This window comes from Stenotrophomonas sp. YJH_SMC_120 (assembly GCF_059368675.1).
This window is the reverse complement of the sequence record NZ_JCAFRY010000015.1, coordinates 90420-106515: the sequence shown is the minus strand read 5'-3', so window position 1 is coordinate 106515 and position 16096 is coordinate 90420. Positions and strand designations below refer to the sequence as shown.

Sequence of the window (16096 nt, the reverse complement as noted above, 5' to 3'; positions counted from 1 at the left end):
CGGCAATCCCAGTGTCCCGTGGTTGCCGGCCAGCGGCCGGCACTGCCGATCAACGATGGGCGAGCGCGTAATCCAGCGCCGAGCACACCGCCGCCACCTGCGCGTCGTTGCACTGCTGTGGCGTCGCGACACGCCGCCCGGACCGGCCGCACTGTGGTGGGCCGACGCGCTTGGATGAGGTAGTGCCGGCCGCTGGCCGGCAATCCCAGTGTCCCGTGGTTGCCGGCCAGCGGCCGGCACTACCGATCAACGATGGGCGAGCGCGTAATCCAGCGCCGAGCACACCGCCGCCACCTGTGCGTCGTTGCACTGCTGTGGCGTCGCCCGCGGGCTGTCCGGGTAGACCTCGGTGGTGGTGGTGTACTTGGCGCCGGTAATGCCGGCGCACAGGCCCAGCTTCACCAGCGGGTACTCGATCACGCCATGGGCCACCACCGGCGAACCGATGATCTCGCCCTTGTCGTCGGCCGGCGCGATATGGGTGACCTTCTCCACCGCGGCGATGACCGCCTGCTGGAAGGCCGGTTGTGGGTTCCCGCTGTCGTCCACCAGGTAGAACCCATCGGGAATCAGGCCCGGCTCGAACGGCTTGCCGTCACGCGCGGCCAGCGCCGGGCGGAACTCGCTCTCGTCGCTGTCTGTGGTTTCGTGCAGGTCGATGTGCAGCACGAACTGGCCCCTGTACGGCGCGATCAGTTCGATGACGGCGGTCGATTCGCGGGCCGGGCCGTCGGCCCGGAAGTTGCGGTTCGGGTCGATCGCATCGAAGTTCCAGCGGTTGATGCGCTCGAAGCCCCACGGATTCACGCACGGCGCCACCAGCAGGTTGGCCTTGCCGGCATAGTCGGCGGCGTGCTTTTCGAGGAACTCCAGCGCGCCCATCACGCCGCTGGTCTCATAGCCGTGCACGCCACCGGTGACCAGGGCAGCCGGCAGCGCCGGGTTCCAGTCGCGGCTGCGCAGGGCCAACAAGGTGTAGGTCTCGCCCGCGTAGTCGAGCTGGCCGTAGGCCACCTTGTCAAAGCGCGAAGCCAACGCCTCGATGCGCGGCAGCACCTCTTCGTCATAGCGACGCAGGCGCTGCTGGCGGCCACGCCACGCCTCCCGCTCCGCCGCTCCCCACGGCTGGCCAGGGGTTCCGACGGGGTAGAAAGCAGCTTGGGACATGGCGGATCTCAGCGGGTCAGGAAGCAATCGCCCACTCTACCACCGGGGCATCGGCATGAACCGGAGGCGCATTCCAATAGCGAATGGAATCAGCAATAATTCTCATTTACGACCTTCCACAACCCGCACCGATGCCCATCCACGCCCTGCAACCGGCCCGCCTGCCCCTGGCTGCCGCCCTCGCCCTGTGCCTGCTCCCGGCCACCCGTGCCTTCGCCCAGGACGGCGCCACCACGCTGGACAGCATCCAGGTTTCCGGCAGCTGGCTGGGCACCGGCCTGCATGACAGCGTCAAGAGCTTCGCCGGCGCGCGCACGGTGGTCGACCGCCAGCGCATCGAGGCCAGTGGCGCAGCCAGCATCGGCGATGCCATGCGCCGCATCCCCGGCGTGCAGGTCACCGACAACTCCGGCACGGCCGGCAGCTCGGTCTCGCTGAACATCGGCGTGCGCGGCCTGACCGGGCGCTACTCGCCACGCTCGACCGTACTGCTGGACGGCGTGCCGCTGGCGGTGGCGCCGTATGGCCAGCCACAGCTGTCGTTCGCACCGACCAGCCTGTCCAACATCGAATCGATCGACGTGGTGCGCGGCGGCGGCGCGGTGCGCTACGGCCCACAGAACGTGGGCGGCATCATCAACTTCAGCACCCGCGCCATTCCGACCGGCGCGGGCCTGCACGGCGAAGCGGGTGTGCGCTACAGCGCCTACGACCATGGCGGCGGTGACAGCACCCAGTACAACGCCTTCCTCGGCGGCACCGGCGGCAACGGCCTCGGCGCGGCGCTGCTCTACTCCGGCCAGGACGGGCGTGGCTGGCGCCAGGGCAGCGATGACCGCTTCAACGACCTCGCGCTGAAGTTCGCCTATGCCATCGACGAACAGCAGGAACTGCGCGCCAAACTGTCCTACTACGATGTGCGTTCGCTGACCCCGGGCGGCCTGACCCGCGCCCAGTACGAGGCCGATCCGTTCCAGAACACCCGCCCCACCGATTTCTGGAAGGGCCACCGCACCGGCATCGACCTGGGCTACACCAATACGCTGTCGGCCAACAGCGAGTTCGAGGTGCTGGCCTATTACAACGAAAGCAGCCGCGCCAGCTCGCTGATCAACGCCGCCAACACCCAGCTGACCGTGCAGCCGCGTGACTACCGCGTGCTCGGCATCGAGCCCCGCTACACCCAGCGCCTGCACTGGGGCGCCAGCGTGCACGACATCACCGCCGGCTACCGCTTCCTGCGCGAACGTGGCAACGACCGCAGCTACACCGTCACCCGCCGCACCGGCGTGGCCAGCGCCACCAACCGCTTCGACAACGCCACCGACGCCCACGCGTTCTACATCGACGACCGCATTGCGATCGGCCAGTGGCGGATCACCCCGGGCGTGCGCATGGAATGGATCGACATGGACCGCCGCCAGGCCGGTGGCACGGCGACCTTCAGCAGCCGCAACGACAAGGCCCTGCCCTCGCTCAACATCGCCTACCTGCTGACCCCGCAGCTGACCGTGTTCGGCAACTACACCACCTCGTTCGGGCCGGTGCAGAACATCCAGCTGAATTCGCAGACCGCCAGCAATCCGCTGAACCCGGAAATCGCCAAGACCACCGAACTCGGTGCGCGCTGGCAGGACGGTGCACTGCGCGCGGAAGTAACCGTGTTCAAGATGCGCTTCGACAACCAGATCCTGCAGGTGCCGGGGATCACTCCGCCGACTTTCCAGAACATCGGCGCCACCGATCACAAGGATGTGGAGAGCGCACTGGAATACCGCTTCGCCGAGGACAGCGCGCTGGCCGGGCTGGAGCTGTACGCCAACTACACCTGGACCAAGGCGATCCAGCAGTCCGGCGACAACCGTGGCCTGGACGTGCCCTTCTACGCGCGCGACACCGACAGCGTCGGCGCCCGCTACGCACTGGCCGGCTGGACCTTCAATGTCTCCAGCACCCACCAGAGCGGCCAGTACGCCGACGCCGCCAACACCTGGGCCGAGAGCGCCGATGCGCGCGTGGGCCGCGTGCCGGGTGTTCGCCTGTGGAACGCGCAGGTGGCCTGGCAGGTGCCGGGACTGGGTGACAGCGAGATCGCACTGGGCGTGAACAACCTGGCCGACAAGCGCTGGTACACCCGCAATGTCGATGGCAACGCCGGCCGCATGGTGGCCGCGCCGCGTACCTTCTACGTGCAGGGCCACTACCGCTTCTGAAGCGGTAATCGCCCGATGCAGTGACGGTGGCGATCACGGTGGCGGCGTATCATGCCGCCACCATGTCACCGTCTGCTTTGCCATCGCGCCTGCATCTGGCCTTCCAGGGCCTGCGCCTGCGGCTGCGTGGCAGTGATCTGTGGTTCATCGCACTCGCGCTGCTGGTCGGCCTGATCGCCGGCTACCTGACCCTGCTGCAGTCGGGCATCGCGCGCTGGTTGCAGGGCACGCTGTATGGGCTGGACGAAGGCATGCGCCTGAGCTCCCTGCCCTCGCTGACCTGGACCGCGCTGCTGGTGCTGCCACTGGGCGGCCTGCTGGTCGGCCTGGTCAGCCTGGCCGCGACGCGGCTCAAGCGCCCCCTGCTCGATGCGGTGGAAGCCAATGCCCTGCATGGCGGCCGCATGTCGATGCGCGACAATCTGATCGTGCTGACCCAGACCCTGCTGTCCAATGGCTGCGGCGCCTCGGTCGGGTTGGAGGCTTCGTATACGCAGATGGGTGCCGGCAGCGGCTCGCAGCTGGGCCGGGTGATGCGCCTGCGTCGCAACGACGTGCGCATCCTGGTCGGTGCCGGTGCCGCCGGTGCCATCGCCGCCGCCTTCGGTGCGCCATTGGCTGGTGCGTTCTATGCCTTCGAAATCGTCATTGGCGCCTACACCCCGGCCGCACTGGCACCGGTGGCCGTCGCCGCGCTGGCCGGTGCGTTCGTGGCCGACCAGGCTGGCATCGAGGCCTACCTGCTGCCCGCTGCCTCTACCATCGACGTGCGTGCCGCCGACTACGCCATCTACGGCCTGCTCGGCTGCTGCTGCGCGATGGTCGGCATTGTCATCATGCGCCTGATCGCTTCGATCGAAGGCACGGTCAAGCGCAGTCCATTGCCGCTGTGGGGTCGCCCGGTGGTGGGCGGCCTGCTGCTGATCCCGCTGGCCCTGGCCAGCCCGCAGGTGCTCTCGTCCGGCCATGGCGCGCTGCACCTGGACCTGACTACCCACCTGCCGTTGATCTGGATCGGCGGCCTGCTGACCCTGAAGTGCCTGGCCTCCGGCATCTCTCTCGGGTTTGGTTTCCGTGGCGGCCTGTTCTTCGCCTCGCTGTTCATGGGCACCCTGGTCGGCGCCCTGTTCGCCGGCCTGCTGGCGATGGCCACCGGCGTGCCGGTGGTCGACGCCACGTCCGCTGCGCTGGCCGGCATGGCAGCGTTGGCTGCGGCGGTGGTCGGCGCGCCCATGACCATGGCCATGCTGGTGCTGGAAGGCACCCACGACTTCCTGCTGACCAGCGTGGTGATGAGCGCGGTGCTGGTGTCCAGCACGCTGGTACGGCAGTGGTTCGGCTACTCGTTCTCGACCTGGCGCATGCACCTGCGCGGCGAGACCATCAAGAGCGCCCGCGACGTCGGCTGGGTGCAGAACCTCAACGCCGGCCGGCTGATGCGCAAGGGCGTGGCCACCGCGCCGGCCGATCTCGATGCCGCCGCGTTCCGCCAGCGCTTCCCGCTGGGTTCGGGCAGCCGGGTGATCCTGATCGACAGCGAAGGCCACTACGCCGGCATCGTGCAGATTCCGCGCGTCTACGGCGACGGCGTGAAGCCGGAAACCACGATTGGCGAGCTGGCCGAGAACCGTGATGTGTCGCTGTCGCCAGCCGCGGACGTGGTCAGCGTGATGCAGCGCTTCGACCAGACCCAGGCCGACGAACTGGCCGTGGTCGCCGCCGACGGCCAGGTGCTGGGCGTGGTCTCTGAAGCCTTCGTACGCAAGCGCTACGCCGAGGAACTGGACAAGCGCCAGCGCGAACTGATGGGCGAGCGCGTCGAGGACACCGACTGATCCCGCAAAAAGGGGACGGAGGGAATTAAGTCGTTTCTGGCACCTGACTAACCACGCGTGGCGTGAACCGCTGGAAATCCACGCGTGGCGTGGATCTACTGTCACCATGACCGGGTAGACTCCGGCCATGCGCTTCATTGAGACCTTCCAGGCCGGTCCCTTCGCCGACACCGTGGTGAGCCTGCTGGCCGCCTTCGTGCTGGGCACGCTGATCGGCGCCGAGCGCCAGTACCGGCAACGCACCGCCGGCCTGCGCACCAACGTGCTGGTCGCCGTCGGCGCCGCGGCCTTCGTCGACCTGGGCATGCGCATCGCCGGCAGCGCCGAGGCGGTACGGGTGATCTCCTACGTGGTCTCCGGCGTCGGCTTCCTAGGTGCCGGCGTGATCATGAAGGAAGGCATGAACGTTCGCGGCCTCAACACCGCCGCCACCCTGTGGTGCTCGGCGGCGGTGGGCAGCTGCACCGGCGCGGACATGCTGGCCGAAGGCGTGCTGCTGACCGTGCTGATCATCGCCGGCAACACCCTGCTGCGGCCGCTGGTCAATGCGATCAACCGTATCCCGATCAACGAGGCCGCCACCGAAGCGACCTACGAAGTGCGCCTGAGCGTGGATGCCGAAGCCGTGCCGCGGGTGCGCGAGCGCCTCGTCGATGCGCTGGAGGCTGCGCAGTATCCGGTCGGCGACGTGCAGGTGGTCGAGCATGCCGATGCACCCACCGATGTGATCGCGGTGCTGGTCAGTACCGCCGTGAGTGCCGATGAGCTGGATGTGGTGCTGGCGCGGATGGAACACGTGCCGGGCGTGCTGCACGCCACCTGGGAAGTCAGCACCCGCGATTGATTCATCCACGCATGGCGTGGATCTACCGAGGTCGTGGTGAAGTAGATCCACGCCATGCGTGGATGCTCTCTCACCCGCCCGCCATGCGCTGCTGTGCGCGCAGCAGCTTGCGGAATGAACCGCACTGCCGCGCGTCCTGCGCTTCCGGGCAGGCCGCCGCGCGCTGCAGGTGCCGGCGCACCCGCTGCAACTGGGTGATCTGCCGCTGGAGCACATCGGCCTGTGCCAGCAGCGCCTCACGGTCCAGCGAGATACATCCATGCTGCGGCGGCAGCGACAACCCGATCTGCTGCAGCGACAACCCGGCCGCCTGGCCAAGACCGATCAGCGCCAGCCGTTCCAGCACGCGCTCGTCGTACTGCCGGCGCAGGCCGCGACGGCCCAGTGCCTGCAGCAGCCCAAGCTGTTCGTAGTAGCGCAGGGTCGAGGCCGGCACGCCACTGCGCTTGACCACCTCGCCGATATCCAGTTCACGCACGGGCTTGACCTCAAGTGACCTTCAAGCGCCAACCTATGGGCGACTTCCCCGCAAGGCAAGACCATGACCAGTACATCCCCCGTTGATCAGAGCGCGCTGTGGAACGGCCCCGGCGGTCAGATCTGGGTTGCGCAGCAGGCCATCCTCGATGGCCTGTTCCAACCCCTGGCCGACCTGCTGGTCGACGAACTGCCCGACACCGTCACGCAACTGCTGGATGTAGGCTGCGGGACCGGTGCCAGCCTGCTGGCCTCAGCCGCCGCACGCCCGTCGGCGCACTGCACCGGCCTGGACATCTCCGCGCCGATGCTGGCGCTGGCCCGTCAACGCGCCGAGGCGGCAGGACTGGACGCAGACTTCATCGTCGCCGACGCACAGCAGCATCCGTTGCCCACCGCGCACTTCGACTGGATCCAATCTCGGTTGGGCGTGATGTTCTTCGAAGATACCGAGGCCGCCTTCGCCAACCTGCACCGTGCCGCGCGGCCAGATGCCGGCCTGCGTTTCATCGCCTGGCGCAGCGCAGCGGAGAACCCGTTCATGACAACGGCCGAACGCGCCATCGGCGATGCACTGGATCTTCCGCCCCGCGCGCCCGGCGCACCGGGCCAGTTCGCCTTTGCCGATGGCGAGCGCGTGCAGCACCTGCTGCAGGCTTCCGGCTGGAATGACGTGGAGGTTGTTGCGGTAGACCTGCCCTGCTCGCTCGCCCGCGAAGACCTGCCGACCTATGTCGGCCAGCTGGGCCCGTTGGGCCTGGCGCTGCGCAATCTGCCCGAAGACCGGGCCACCTCGCTCCGGAACAAGGCGGTAGCGGCATTCACCCCGTTCATCGAGGGCGACCGCGTACGCGTGGATGCCGCCTGCTGGCTGGTCCGCGCCCGCGCCTAGGAAAAGGGGACGGAGGGGATTAAGTCGCTCTTGCCCCGAGTGTGCCGGAAACGACTTAATCCCCTCCGTCCCCTTTTTCCCTACAGCGCCTCGCCGGCGTCGGCCAGGCGCGATTCGATCAGCGCATACCACTGCTGCAGCACGTCGATCAGCATGTCCAGCTCGGCGTCGGTACGCTGTGCGCGGCCACTGCGCAGGCAGGCCTGGGCTTCCTGCAGCTGGGCCAGGAACCCGGCCACGGTGTCTGCCTGCAGGATCAGCCCCGGCAGGCGCCGCCCGGGAATGCGTACCACGGCATGGTTGCCGAGCTGGCCGTACACGCTGAGTGTGGTTTCCGTCTTCATGGAAAGAGGCAGGAATTGAGCGTTCATCGCGTGCACCATGGGAAACCTGAGCCGCCGGCAGGCGTGGTCAACGGGGGAGACGTAACCACGTCCTGCCGACGGTCAGGGGGGACTCGGGATACCGGGGCATGGCCCCGGTGCGGGACTCTCAGCGCGGTTGGGCGATCCCAGCGATCTGCACGCGACGGTTCGGCGCCAGGCAGGCGATCAGCTCGAGCCGATTGCGCTGCTCGCACTGCACGATCGGCTCAGCCGCGCCGCGTCCTTCGGCGCTGATGCTGGCCGCAGGCACGCCGCCCTGCACCAGCGCGCTGCGCACGGCCTCGGCACGTCGCTGCGACAGGGTCTGGTTGTAGCTGGCACTGCCGATACGGTCGGTGTACCCGGTCACCCGGATCGACTGCACCTGTGCGGCCTCGCGCACCTGCGCCAGGATGCCCTGCACCGCCTGCTGGCCTTCGGCGCTGAGTACCGCGCTGTCGAATTCGAACAGCGCGTCGGCCGACAGCCGCAGGGGTTGCTCCGGCAGCGGTGCCGGTGCAGGGGGCGCCGGTGGCCGTGGCGGTTCGATCACCGCCGCGCACGATTCCGGCTTCCAGTAGCCCCCCTGGGCGATGCCCTTGCTGTCGAAGCGCACCTGGAACTGGCAGGTGAAATACTCCGCGCCCTGCGCGGTGCGGAAGTTGAACAGGTAGTTCCACTCGCGCACGCCCCACATGCCTTCGTTGAAGTGCGGCGTGCCCAGCAAGGTATACAGCTGCCGCTTGCTCATGCCCGGCGCGAATCTGCGCAGGTCGGCGACGTCGGGATAGATGCCCTCCTTCAACGAAGCCTTGGACGCCTCCGGGAACTGCACGGCGGTGGTATCGGCAGGACGGTCAGCGGCCGGCGCATGGCTGCGGCAGGCGGCCAGCAGGCCCATCCCCAGGACCAGGCCCAGCACTGCGGCCATCTGGCCGGTGCGGGCGATGCGATGCTGTTTCATGTCATTCCCCCCTTTGGACGTTTCCGCGATGCCGGGCGGCGCGTGCGGCCCGGCCGCGGGGATCACCACTGGATGCCGGCACCGACGGCCACACCGGCCTCGCCACGGCTGTTGGTGGAGCCGCTGAACTTGTAGATCCAGCGACCACCTTCAGAGACACCGGAGATACCGATCGCCACGCCCGACTCGCCGTTGTAGCTGCCAGCGGCGACCGAGGCCATGCTGCGGCCCGCTTCGCTGGGCTGCGGCAGCGCTGCGGTGGCCATTGCCGACGCGATACCGGCCGAGGCGCGATTGTCGGTCTTGCGCAGGTCGCGCTCGAAGCCGCCCATGCGCTCGTCGGTGTACGCCTTCGACCAATCCAGGGTCTGCGCCATGCCCGACTTCAGCTGGTCCACGTTGACCGCGTCGGTACCGGCGGTGCCGGCGGCGACGTTGCGCACCGTGGTCGGGCCGCTGCTGGTGCTGCCCAGGGTGACGCTGTTGTAGTTGGTCGCACCGTTCACCGTGGTGTCGTAGCGGATCGTGCCCTGCTGCGAGGCCTGCAGCTGGCGTACGTTGACCGCATCGGTGGCCTGCGAACCGTCGGCCACGTTGACCACCTGGCGTTCGGCACCAGCGGCACCCACCGAGACGGTGTTGGCCCGGTTCGCCACCGAACCCGCACCCAGCGCCACCGAGTTGTCGGCCTGCGCCTGCGAACCATTGCCCAGCGCGGTCGAGTTGGCGCCGGCTGCGGTTGAGCCTGCACCACCGGCGGCCGAGTTGGCACCGCTGGCGGACGGGTCGGCCAGGTTGTTGGTGTTGTTGGCACGGAAGCTGCCGGCCACGTTGGTGATGTTCTGGATCTTCTGGTCGGTGTACTTCTTCGACTCGTCGATGGCGTAGTTCACGCCGTTCTTCAGCTGGCCGACATTGGTTGCGTCGTACGTATCGGAACCGTCGGCGACATGCGTGATCTTGCGCTCGCTGCCAGTACTGCCGACCGAGACCTCACCGGCCGAGTTGCTGGCACCGGTCTGGCCGTAGGCACCGGTGTAGCCGCTCTGCGCACCGACGCTGGCCACCGAACCTGCACCCAGTGCCACGCTGTTGCCGGCACTGGCGCTGGCGCCGTTGCCGACCGCCACGCTGTTGGCACCGGCCGCACTGGCCTGCGGGCCGACCGCCACCGCCTCCGCCCCGGCCGCCGTTGCGGCCGCTGCCGTCGAGTTCACCGCCAGGTAGGCACTGCCACCGCCGCCGTTGGTGATGCGCTGGTTGAGGACCTTCAGCGAGCCGTCCACCGCAGTGAAGGCGGCGGTGACATTGTTGTAGTCGCCGCTGGTGAAAGTGCCATCGGTGGCGATGCTGGAGATGCTGAACTTCGGCGCGGTCCACACGTTGGTGGTGCCGTTGTACGCGGTGGTGCCACCGAAGTAGTTGGCGATGGTGCTGTGGGTGCTGAACAGCTGGTCGCCGGTGATGGCATCGCTGCTGCCAGCCAGGATGCTGCCGGCGGCGACGTTGGTGATCTTCACTGCGCCGGTGCCGGTGCCGGTCAGCGTCACGCTGTTGAGCACGTTACCGCTGGCGTCGACGTCGTACTTCACGGCCAGCTTGTCAATCTCGCCGGTCTGGTCGGCAACGTTGGCCAGCGAATTGCTGACCGCGTCGAAGGCGGTACCGACGTCGTTGTAGTTGCCCTTGGTAATCGTGCCGTTGGCGGCCACGTTGTTGATCGAGTAGGTCGGTGCGGTCAGCACGCCGCTGGCGTTGACCGCCGCGCCACCACCGAGGTGGGTGGCAACGGCCTGGTTGGCCGCAAACAGCTGGGCACCGTTGATGGCCTCGCTGCTGGTGGCACTGACCTGGCCCGGGCCCAGGTTGCGCAGCGTGGTGGCGGTGCCGCTCTGGCCCAGCGTGGCACTGGCGTAGTTGACGCTGCCGTCGCCGTTGAGGTCATAGCGCAGGGCGCCCTGCTCCGACGCCTGCAGCTGGCCCAGGTTGACCGCATCGGTCGCGGCGGTACCGGCGGCCATGTTGGTGACCTGGCGTTCGGCACCGGCCGCACCGATGGACACGCTGTTGGCACGGTCGGCCAGGCTGCCGGCACCCACCGCGATACTGTTGGCGGCGGTGGCGCGGGCGTTGGTACCGACCGCGATCGAGTCGGCACCGGTGGCCAGCGCCTCGGTACCGGTCGAGTTCACCCGCAGGTACTTGGTGCCACCGTTGCGGATATCGGTGATCTGCGTGTTGAGATTGACCAGCGAGCCGTCGACCGCGGCGAAAGCATCGGTGGCGTTCTCATACAGGCCCTTGGCGATGGCGCCGCCGGTGGAGATGGTGCTGATCTCGAACAGCGGTGCAGTGAACGCGCCGCTGGCCGGATCGAAGGCCGCGCGGCCGCCGAAGAAGCTGGCGATGGCAGCATTGGTCGCCGCCAGCTGGCCGCCATTGACCGCTTCCAGACTGCCGGCCGTGACCGCACCGCCGGCCAGGTTGCCGATGGTGGTGGTGCCGGTGCCCGCCCCGAGCGTGACACGGCGATAGTTCGGGTTGCCGCCGGCATCCAGGTCGTAGGTCACGGCGGCATCGGCCACGCCGTTGATCAGGCTGATCGCGCCCTTCAGCTGGGCTACGTTGACCGCATCGGTGTTGACGCTACCGGCAGCCACGTTGGTGATCTGGCGCTCGCCACCACCGGCGGTGCCCACCGACACTTCGCCCGCCGAAACCTGCGGAGCAGTCAGGCCGTAAGCACTGTAGCTGGCCTGCGCGCCGCGCAGTGCGGCCGAGCGGTAACCCAGTGCGACCGAGTTGGCCTGGTTGGAGGTGGCTTCAGCACCGAGCAGGGTCTGCCCGTTTGCGGTACCGACGGCACTGTCGCCGACGATCACCGAATGGCCCATGCGCGCAGCGTAGTCGGCGGTCGGCACACCGGTCGGATTGCTCGGGTCGTTGACCCCATCACCCGGGAAGGCGACGTTGGCATCGACCTTCGGCAGTTCGTGCCGTGCATTGGCACCGATCACCACTTCCTTCGAACCGTTGGCGAAGGCGCCATCGCCCATCAGCACCTGGTAGTCCTGCGCGGCGTTCACGGCCCAGCACGAGATGTCAGCCAGGGCGACGTCCAGGCACTTGGCGGCCCACGCTGGCGAGTCCTTCGGCAGCAGCAGGCCCAGCAGGCCGCCCGGATTGCCGTTGTTGATGTTGTAGATGTAGCTGTCGGAGGTGACGCCACCGATCAGGGTCAGGTGCGAGCTGCCACCGGTAGCGGCACCGCCCAGCCCGTTGAGGGTGCTGCCGACCGGCGACAGGTTGACCACCGGCAGGCCCAGCACATTGACCGTCGAGTAGGTCTGCATCACGTTGGCATTGCTGAGCTTGAGGTTGCCGTTGCTCAGGTAGCCGTCGCCACCGAACAGGCTGGTGGTGGTCGGGCCGATCAGCTGCCCGACATTGCCGACCAGGCCGCCGGTGCCGATGATCAGGCCCGCGTTCGGATCGGCCGGAGCCGGCGCCTTCGGGCTGGTGGGCGGGATCGCCGAGGGCTTGGTCAGGCCGAGGCCGCCGAGCGTGCCGCCGACCAGGCCGCCGACCGCGCTGCCCAGATTGCCGAGGGTGCCATTGAGGTTGCCGTTGAGCAGGTTGCCCACGGCACTGCCGACATTGCCGAGCGTGTTGCCCAGCAGGCCACCCAGGCCAGTGCCGGAGCCGGTGGCGCCATTGAGCAGACCGCCGACGGAACCGACGGTGTTGTTGAGCGTGCCGCCGACCGCAGTGCCAACGCTGCCAACCGTGCCGCCGACTGTGCCACCCACGCTGCCGACGGTGCCATTGAGGGCTCCGCCGACCGCACCACCGACGGTGCCTACGGCTCCGTTCAGTGCGCCGCCTACGGCGCCCACGGTGTTGTTGAGCGTGCCGCCTACGGCGCCGCCCACGCTGCCAACCGTGCCATTCAGGGCACCACCGACCGCACCACCGACGCTGCCTACGGCGCCGTTCAGTGCGCCGCCCACGGCGCCTACAGTGTTGTTGAGCGTGCCGCCTACGGCGCCGCCCACGCTGCCAACCGTGCCATTCAGGGCACCACCGACCGCACCACCGACGCTGCCTACGGTGCCATTCAGTGCGCCACCCACGGCGCCTACAGTGTTGTTGAGCGTGCCGCCTACGGCACCGCCCACGCTGCCGACCGTGCCATTGAGGGCACCACCGACTGCACCACCGACGGTGCCTACGGCGCCGTTCAGTGCGCCGCCTAGGGCGCCTACAGTGTTGTTGAGTGTGCCGCCTACGGCGCCGCCGACCGCACCACCGACGGTGCCTACGGTGCCGTTCAGTGCGCCGCCAACGGCGCCCACGGTGTTGTTGAGCGCGCCGCCTACGGCGCCGCCCACGCTGCCGACCGTGCCATTGAGGGCGCCGCCGACCGCACCACTGACGGTGCCTACGGTGCCGTTCAGTGCGCCGCCAACGGCGCCCACGGTGTTGTTGAGTGCGCCGCCCACGGCACTGCCGACGCTGCCGACCGTGCCATTGAGGGCTCCGCCGACCGCACCACCGACGCTGCCTACGGTGCCATTCAGTGCGCCACCCACGGCGCCTACAGTGTTGTTGAGCGTGCCGCCTACGGCGCCGCCGACGCTGCCGACCGTGCCATTGAGGGCACCACCGACCGCGCTGCCGACCGTACCGACGGTGCCGTTGAGCGCGCCACCGACTGCATTGCCTGCGGCGCCGACCGCACTACCCACCAGCCCACCGACACCCAGTGCGCTGTTCTGCGCCGCAACCGTTGCCTGGCCGGCCAGTTTCAGATTGCGATCGGCAACCACTTCCTGGCCATTCGGCGCCTGCACGCGCACCTTGCCGGCAGCACCAGCATCGAATGCTGCGGTGATCGCGCGATCGTGGGTTTCTCCCGGCAGTTCCTCCTTGGCGGGCAGCGTGATCGCCGCCGTTGCCTTTACCTGGCCCTGGGCGTCGATCTGGTGGCCTGCCACCTTCAGCTTCGAATCCAGCGCCCCATCCACAGAAGCCTTCAGACCCCGCAGTGCGCCCGCCGGCGCGCCGCTGATGCCGGCGGCCGCCTTTGCACCGGCATCGATTGATGCCACCTGCGCGCCGCCAAGACCGATGTTGGCATTCGCTCGGACATCAGCGGCAAGCCTTGGTACGGCGACCTGCTTCGGCGCCGTGTTCGCGGCCAGCTTGACCTGCACGGAGGCCGGCAGCACGTCACGCACCACCGGCAGCGACGCGGTGCTCAACTGCAGGCCGACGCGCGCATCCGCGCTGATCGCCGGGCTGCTCTGGGCCTGGCTTGCGGCAGCCGCGAGGGCTACCTCGGCATCGACCTTGACTGGCATCGGCTGGGTATACTTGGCTGCAAGAGCCTGCAGATCACGCAGCGACTGATTGGATTCGGATGCTCCCGCGTGGCCACTGGCCAGCACACACAGCAGTGCCAGGGCGAGCGTGGTGGGCATCAGCAGGAAGGCGCGCGGATCCCGCGCGGCGCTGCCGCCGCTGTCGCCGGTGGCCAGTTCCGAGGCCACAACCAGAGCATTGAGCTGGCGGTTCCATACACGCCGGTAGATGCGATTCATGAGCACTTCCCCCGTAGGCGAACAACTTGAATGTCAGTGGACTTGCCGTTAGGCAGGTGACTGACATTTCAGCGTTTGCAACGGTGGCTGCGCACTTCATTCCGGCACGGCAATCGCGCATTCCGGCAAATCCACGGCCGGAATCGGCAGCGGGCTATGCAGAAGCGGCAACGATATCGGCAAGCGCATGGGCAATTCCGGCAGAAACCACCCCGAAACCCTTGCGGCGCTTGATTCAGGCCGGCTGGCCGATCTGCGCGGGAGCGCGCATCAGCGTATCGCGCGGCAGCTCGCCGAAAACCTTGCGGTAGTTGTCGGCAAAGCGGGAGAGGTCCCATAGGCCACAGCTGAGGGCGATCGCCTTCACCGAACGGCGGCTGGAATCGGCCATGGAAAGGCTGCGGCAGGCAGCGCACAAGCGCAGCATCGACAGATAACGGTTGGGCGAAGTTCCGAACAGATCCTCGAAGGCATAGCGCAGGCCGCGTTCGCTGACACCCGCCGCGTCACATATCTCGTTCATGTAGATATTGCGGCGCAGGTTGAGCCGCATGAAGTTCTCCGCCCGCTGCGCGATCAGATAATGCGTGCGCCGGGCGCGGCTGCAGCCGGGGCGATCGGCGGCGCCTGCACCGAGCAGGGCCTGCACGTGCTCGTGCAGCAATCGTTCGGTTTCCTGCGGCTGCAGGCCAGCGCCCTGGCCGAGCTGAAGATGCAGCTGCTGATAATGATGGGCGAGTGGCGCCGAATCGTTCGCCAGATTGAACAGTGAAAGTGCCTGGCCCGCGGGCGGTGTGCTGCGCAGGCTGAGTTCGGTCAACTTGCGTTGCACCCGTGCGACCGGCACCAGCATCAGGGTCATGTGCGTACCGGGGCTGAGCGTAAACTCGCTGATGCCTTCGGGCATCACCGTCAGCGCCATCCCCGGTGCAAGCGGCACCCCGTGGCACCAGCTCAGTGTTTCATCGGTGGCGTGCAGATACCCCAGCATCGCCCAGTCGGGTGGCAGCATGAAGCGGCCACGGCAGTGGAAACCGCAACTGATGCTGCAGAACAGGGCTTCCTCATGCACGCGCGAAGCGAAGGCCGCCCGCGGCCCGTTGCCATCGAGCAGCAGCAGTTCGACATCGCACACGCGAAGTACGCCGCCCAGCGTCGCCAGATCGATCGATCGCAGGCCGCTGTCGTCGCTGTCTTCTACCCCACCATCGACCATGACAGTGTCGTCCCCCCGTTTATCCGCAACTCGCTGCGGCCCCCACTGCCTGACAGGGCCACACCATTCCTCCAGGAACCTTCGCCATTGCCGGGATGGCCGCGGCCGGTGCCGCGCGACCAACCCGGTTGAAAGCAGCAACGTGAGAGCGAGTATGCCCGATAATCATCGAAGGTAAACCCGAACTCCGCATTGAAGAAAATAGATACAGAGATGAAGAAAATGTCGTCGCCAGTGGCACGATATTCGCATGCACCATTTGCGCCATCACAATATCTACACGTCGATGAATCGTTTTGCCAGCGAACGGATACGCGTCACAGAAACAACCTGAAAGTTTAAGGGCTACCGCGTTTCTGCCGAATTTGCATATAGGTTCCAGTTGCAGCCAACCGCCATTCAGGCAAAGTCGATAACACGGTGATCCGGTCGTTTCAAAACGACCACACCCGGGGGAGCGCATGACCACGACCGTATCGCAGAACAGTTCGGCCACCGGCGCAGCGCCGCGTGGTTGCAA

10 protein-coding genes are annotated in these 16096 nt (G+C 67.6%); 4 read left to right on the top strand and 6 right to left on the bottom strand.

The features are described from left to right. Window positions 1–246: 246 nt before the first annotated feature. Window positions 247–1167: a M14 family metallopeptidase gene (locus AC5P60_RS16380; protein WP_483693247.1), complete on the bottom strand. Its 921-nt coding sequence runs from the start codon at window positions 1165–1167 to the stop codon at window positions 247–249. A 131-nt stretch (window positions 1168–1298) separates the two neighbouring features. Here AC5P60_RS16380 and AC5P60_RS16375 point away from each other — a divergent pair, with 131 nt between their 5' ends. From AC5P60_RS16375 to AC5P60_RS16365, 3 genes are all read left to right on the top strand, one after another. Then, a complete protein-coding gene (locus AC5P60_RS16375; RefSeq protein ID WP_495201778.1) occupies window positions 1299–3380 on the top strand; it encodes a TonB-dependent receptor family protein in 2082 nt (693 codons plus the stop codon). Window positions 3381–3442: 62 nt separating this feature from the next. After that, window positions 3443–5215: a chloride channel protein gene (locus tag AC5P60_RS16370; protein WP_253133238.1), complete on the top strand. Its 1773-nt coding sequence runs from the start codon at window positions 3443–3445 to the stop codon at window positions 5213–5215. 127 nt (window positions 5216–5342) lie between these two features. After that, entirely contained in the window at window positions 5343–6059 is a 717-nt protein-coding gene (locus tag AC5P60_RS16365; RefSeq protein ID WP_005409984.1) for an MgtC/SapB family protein, read from the top strand. A gap of 70 nt (window positions 6060–6129) precedes the next feature. On the opposite strand, the gene AC5P60_RS16360 is transcribed toward AC5P60_RS16365, so the two are convergent. Beyond that, window positions 6130–6537: a MerR family transcriptional regulator gene (locus AC5P60_RS16360; RefSeq protein WP_044570411.1), complete on the bottom strand. Its 408-nt coding sequence runs from the start codon at window positions 6535–6537 to the stop codon at window positions 6130–6132. Between the two features lie 63 nt (window positions 6538–6600). On the opposite strand from AC5P60_RS16360, the gene AC5P60_RS16355 reads away from it, so the two are divergent. After that, window positions 6601–7428: a class I SAM-dependent methyltransferase gene (locus AC5P60_RS16355; RefSeq protein WP_414489864.1), complete on the top strand. Its 828-nt coding sequence runs from the start codon at window positions 6601–6603 to the stop codon at window positions 7426–7428. Window positions 7429–7508: 80 nt separating this feature from the next. Here AC5P60_RS16355 and AC5P60_RS16350 read toward each other — a convergent pair whose 3' ends face one another. From AC5P60_RS16350 to AC5P60_RS16335, 4 genes are all read right to left on the bottom strand, one after another. Continuing rightward, window positions 7509–7799, bottom strand: a complete 291-nt coding sequence (locus tag AC5P60_RS16350) for a DUF6959 family protein (RefSeq protein ID WP_019659952.1) — start codon at window positions 7797–7799, stop codon at window positions 7509–7511. Window positions 7800–7920: 121 nt separating this feature from the next. Beyond that, window positions 7921–8757 (bottom strand): outer membrane protein assembly factor BamE, encoded by an 837-nt coding sequence (locus tag AC5P60_RS16345; protein ID WP_483693249.1) that lies wholly within the window; start codon window positions 8755–8757, stop codon window positions 7921–7923. A gap of 62 nt (window positions 8758–8819) precedes the next feature. Next, window positions 8820–14360, bottom strand: a complete 5541-nt coding sequence (locus tag AC5P60_RS16340; protein WP_495201777.1) for an ESPR-type extended signal peptide-containing protein — start codon at window positions 14358–14360, stop codon at window positions 8820–8822. A 235-nt stretch (window positions 14361–14595) separates the two neighbouring features. Next, window positions 14596–15576 carry an AraC family transcriptional regulator gene (locus AC5P60_RS16335; RefSeq protein ID WP_005409990.1) on the bottom strand — a complete coding sequence of 327 codons (981 nt, stop codon included), beginning with the start codon at window positions 15574–15576 and terminating at the stop codon, window positions 14596–14598. Window positions 15577–16096: the final 520 nt, after the last annotated feature.

Excerpts from the sequence above, each read along its gene's own strand:
- AC5P60_RS16365 (WP_005409984.1), top strand. The coding sequence starts at position 5,343 with ATGCGCTTCATTGAGACCTTCCAGGCCGGTCCCTTCGCCGACACCGTG.
- AC5P60_RS16335 (WP_005409990.1), bottom strand. The coding sequence starts at position 15,576 with ATGGTCGATGGTGGGGTAGAAGACAGCGACGACAGCGGCCTGCGATCG.
- AC5P60_RS16345 (WP_483693249.1), bottom strand. The coding sequence starts at position 8,757 with ATGAAACAGCATCGCATCGCCCGCACCGGCCAGATGGCCGCAGTGCTG.
- AC5P60_RS16370 (WP_253133238.1), top strand. The coding sequence starts at position 3,443 with ATGTCACCGTCTGCTTTGCCATCGCGCCTGCATCTGGCCTTCCAGGGC.
- AC5P60_RS16355 (WP_414489864.1), top strand. The coding sequence starts at position 6,601 with ATGACCAGTACATCCCCCGTTGATCAGAGCGCGCTGTGGAACGGCCCC.
- AC5P60_RS16380 (WP_483693247.1), bottom strand. The coding sequence starts at position 1,167 with ATGTCCCAAGCTGCTTTCTACCCCGTCGGAACCCCTGGCCAGCCGTGG.
- AC5P60_RS16340 (WP_495201777.1), bottom strand. The coding sequence starts at position 14,360 with ATGAATCGCATCTACCGGCGTGTATGGAACCGCCAGCTCAATGCTCTG.
- AC5P60_RS16375 (WP_495201778.1), top strand. The coding sequence starts at position 1,299 with ATGCCCATCCACGCCCTGCAACCGGCCCGCCTGCCCCTGGCTGCCGCC.
- AC5P60_RS16350 (WP_019659952.1), bottom strand. The coding sequence starts at position 7,799 with ATGAACGCTCAATTCCTGCCTCTTTCCATGAAGACGGAAACCACACTC.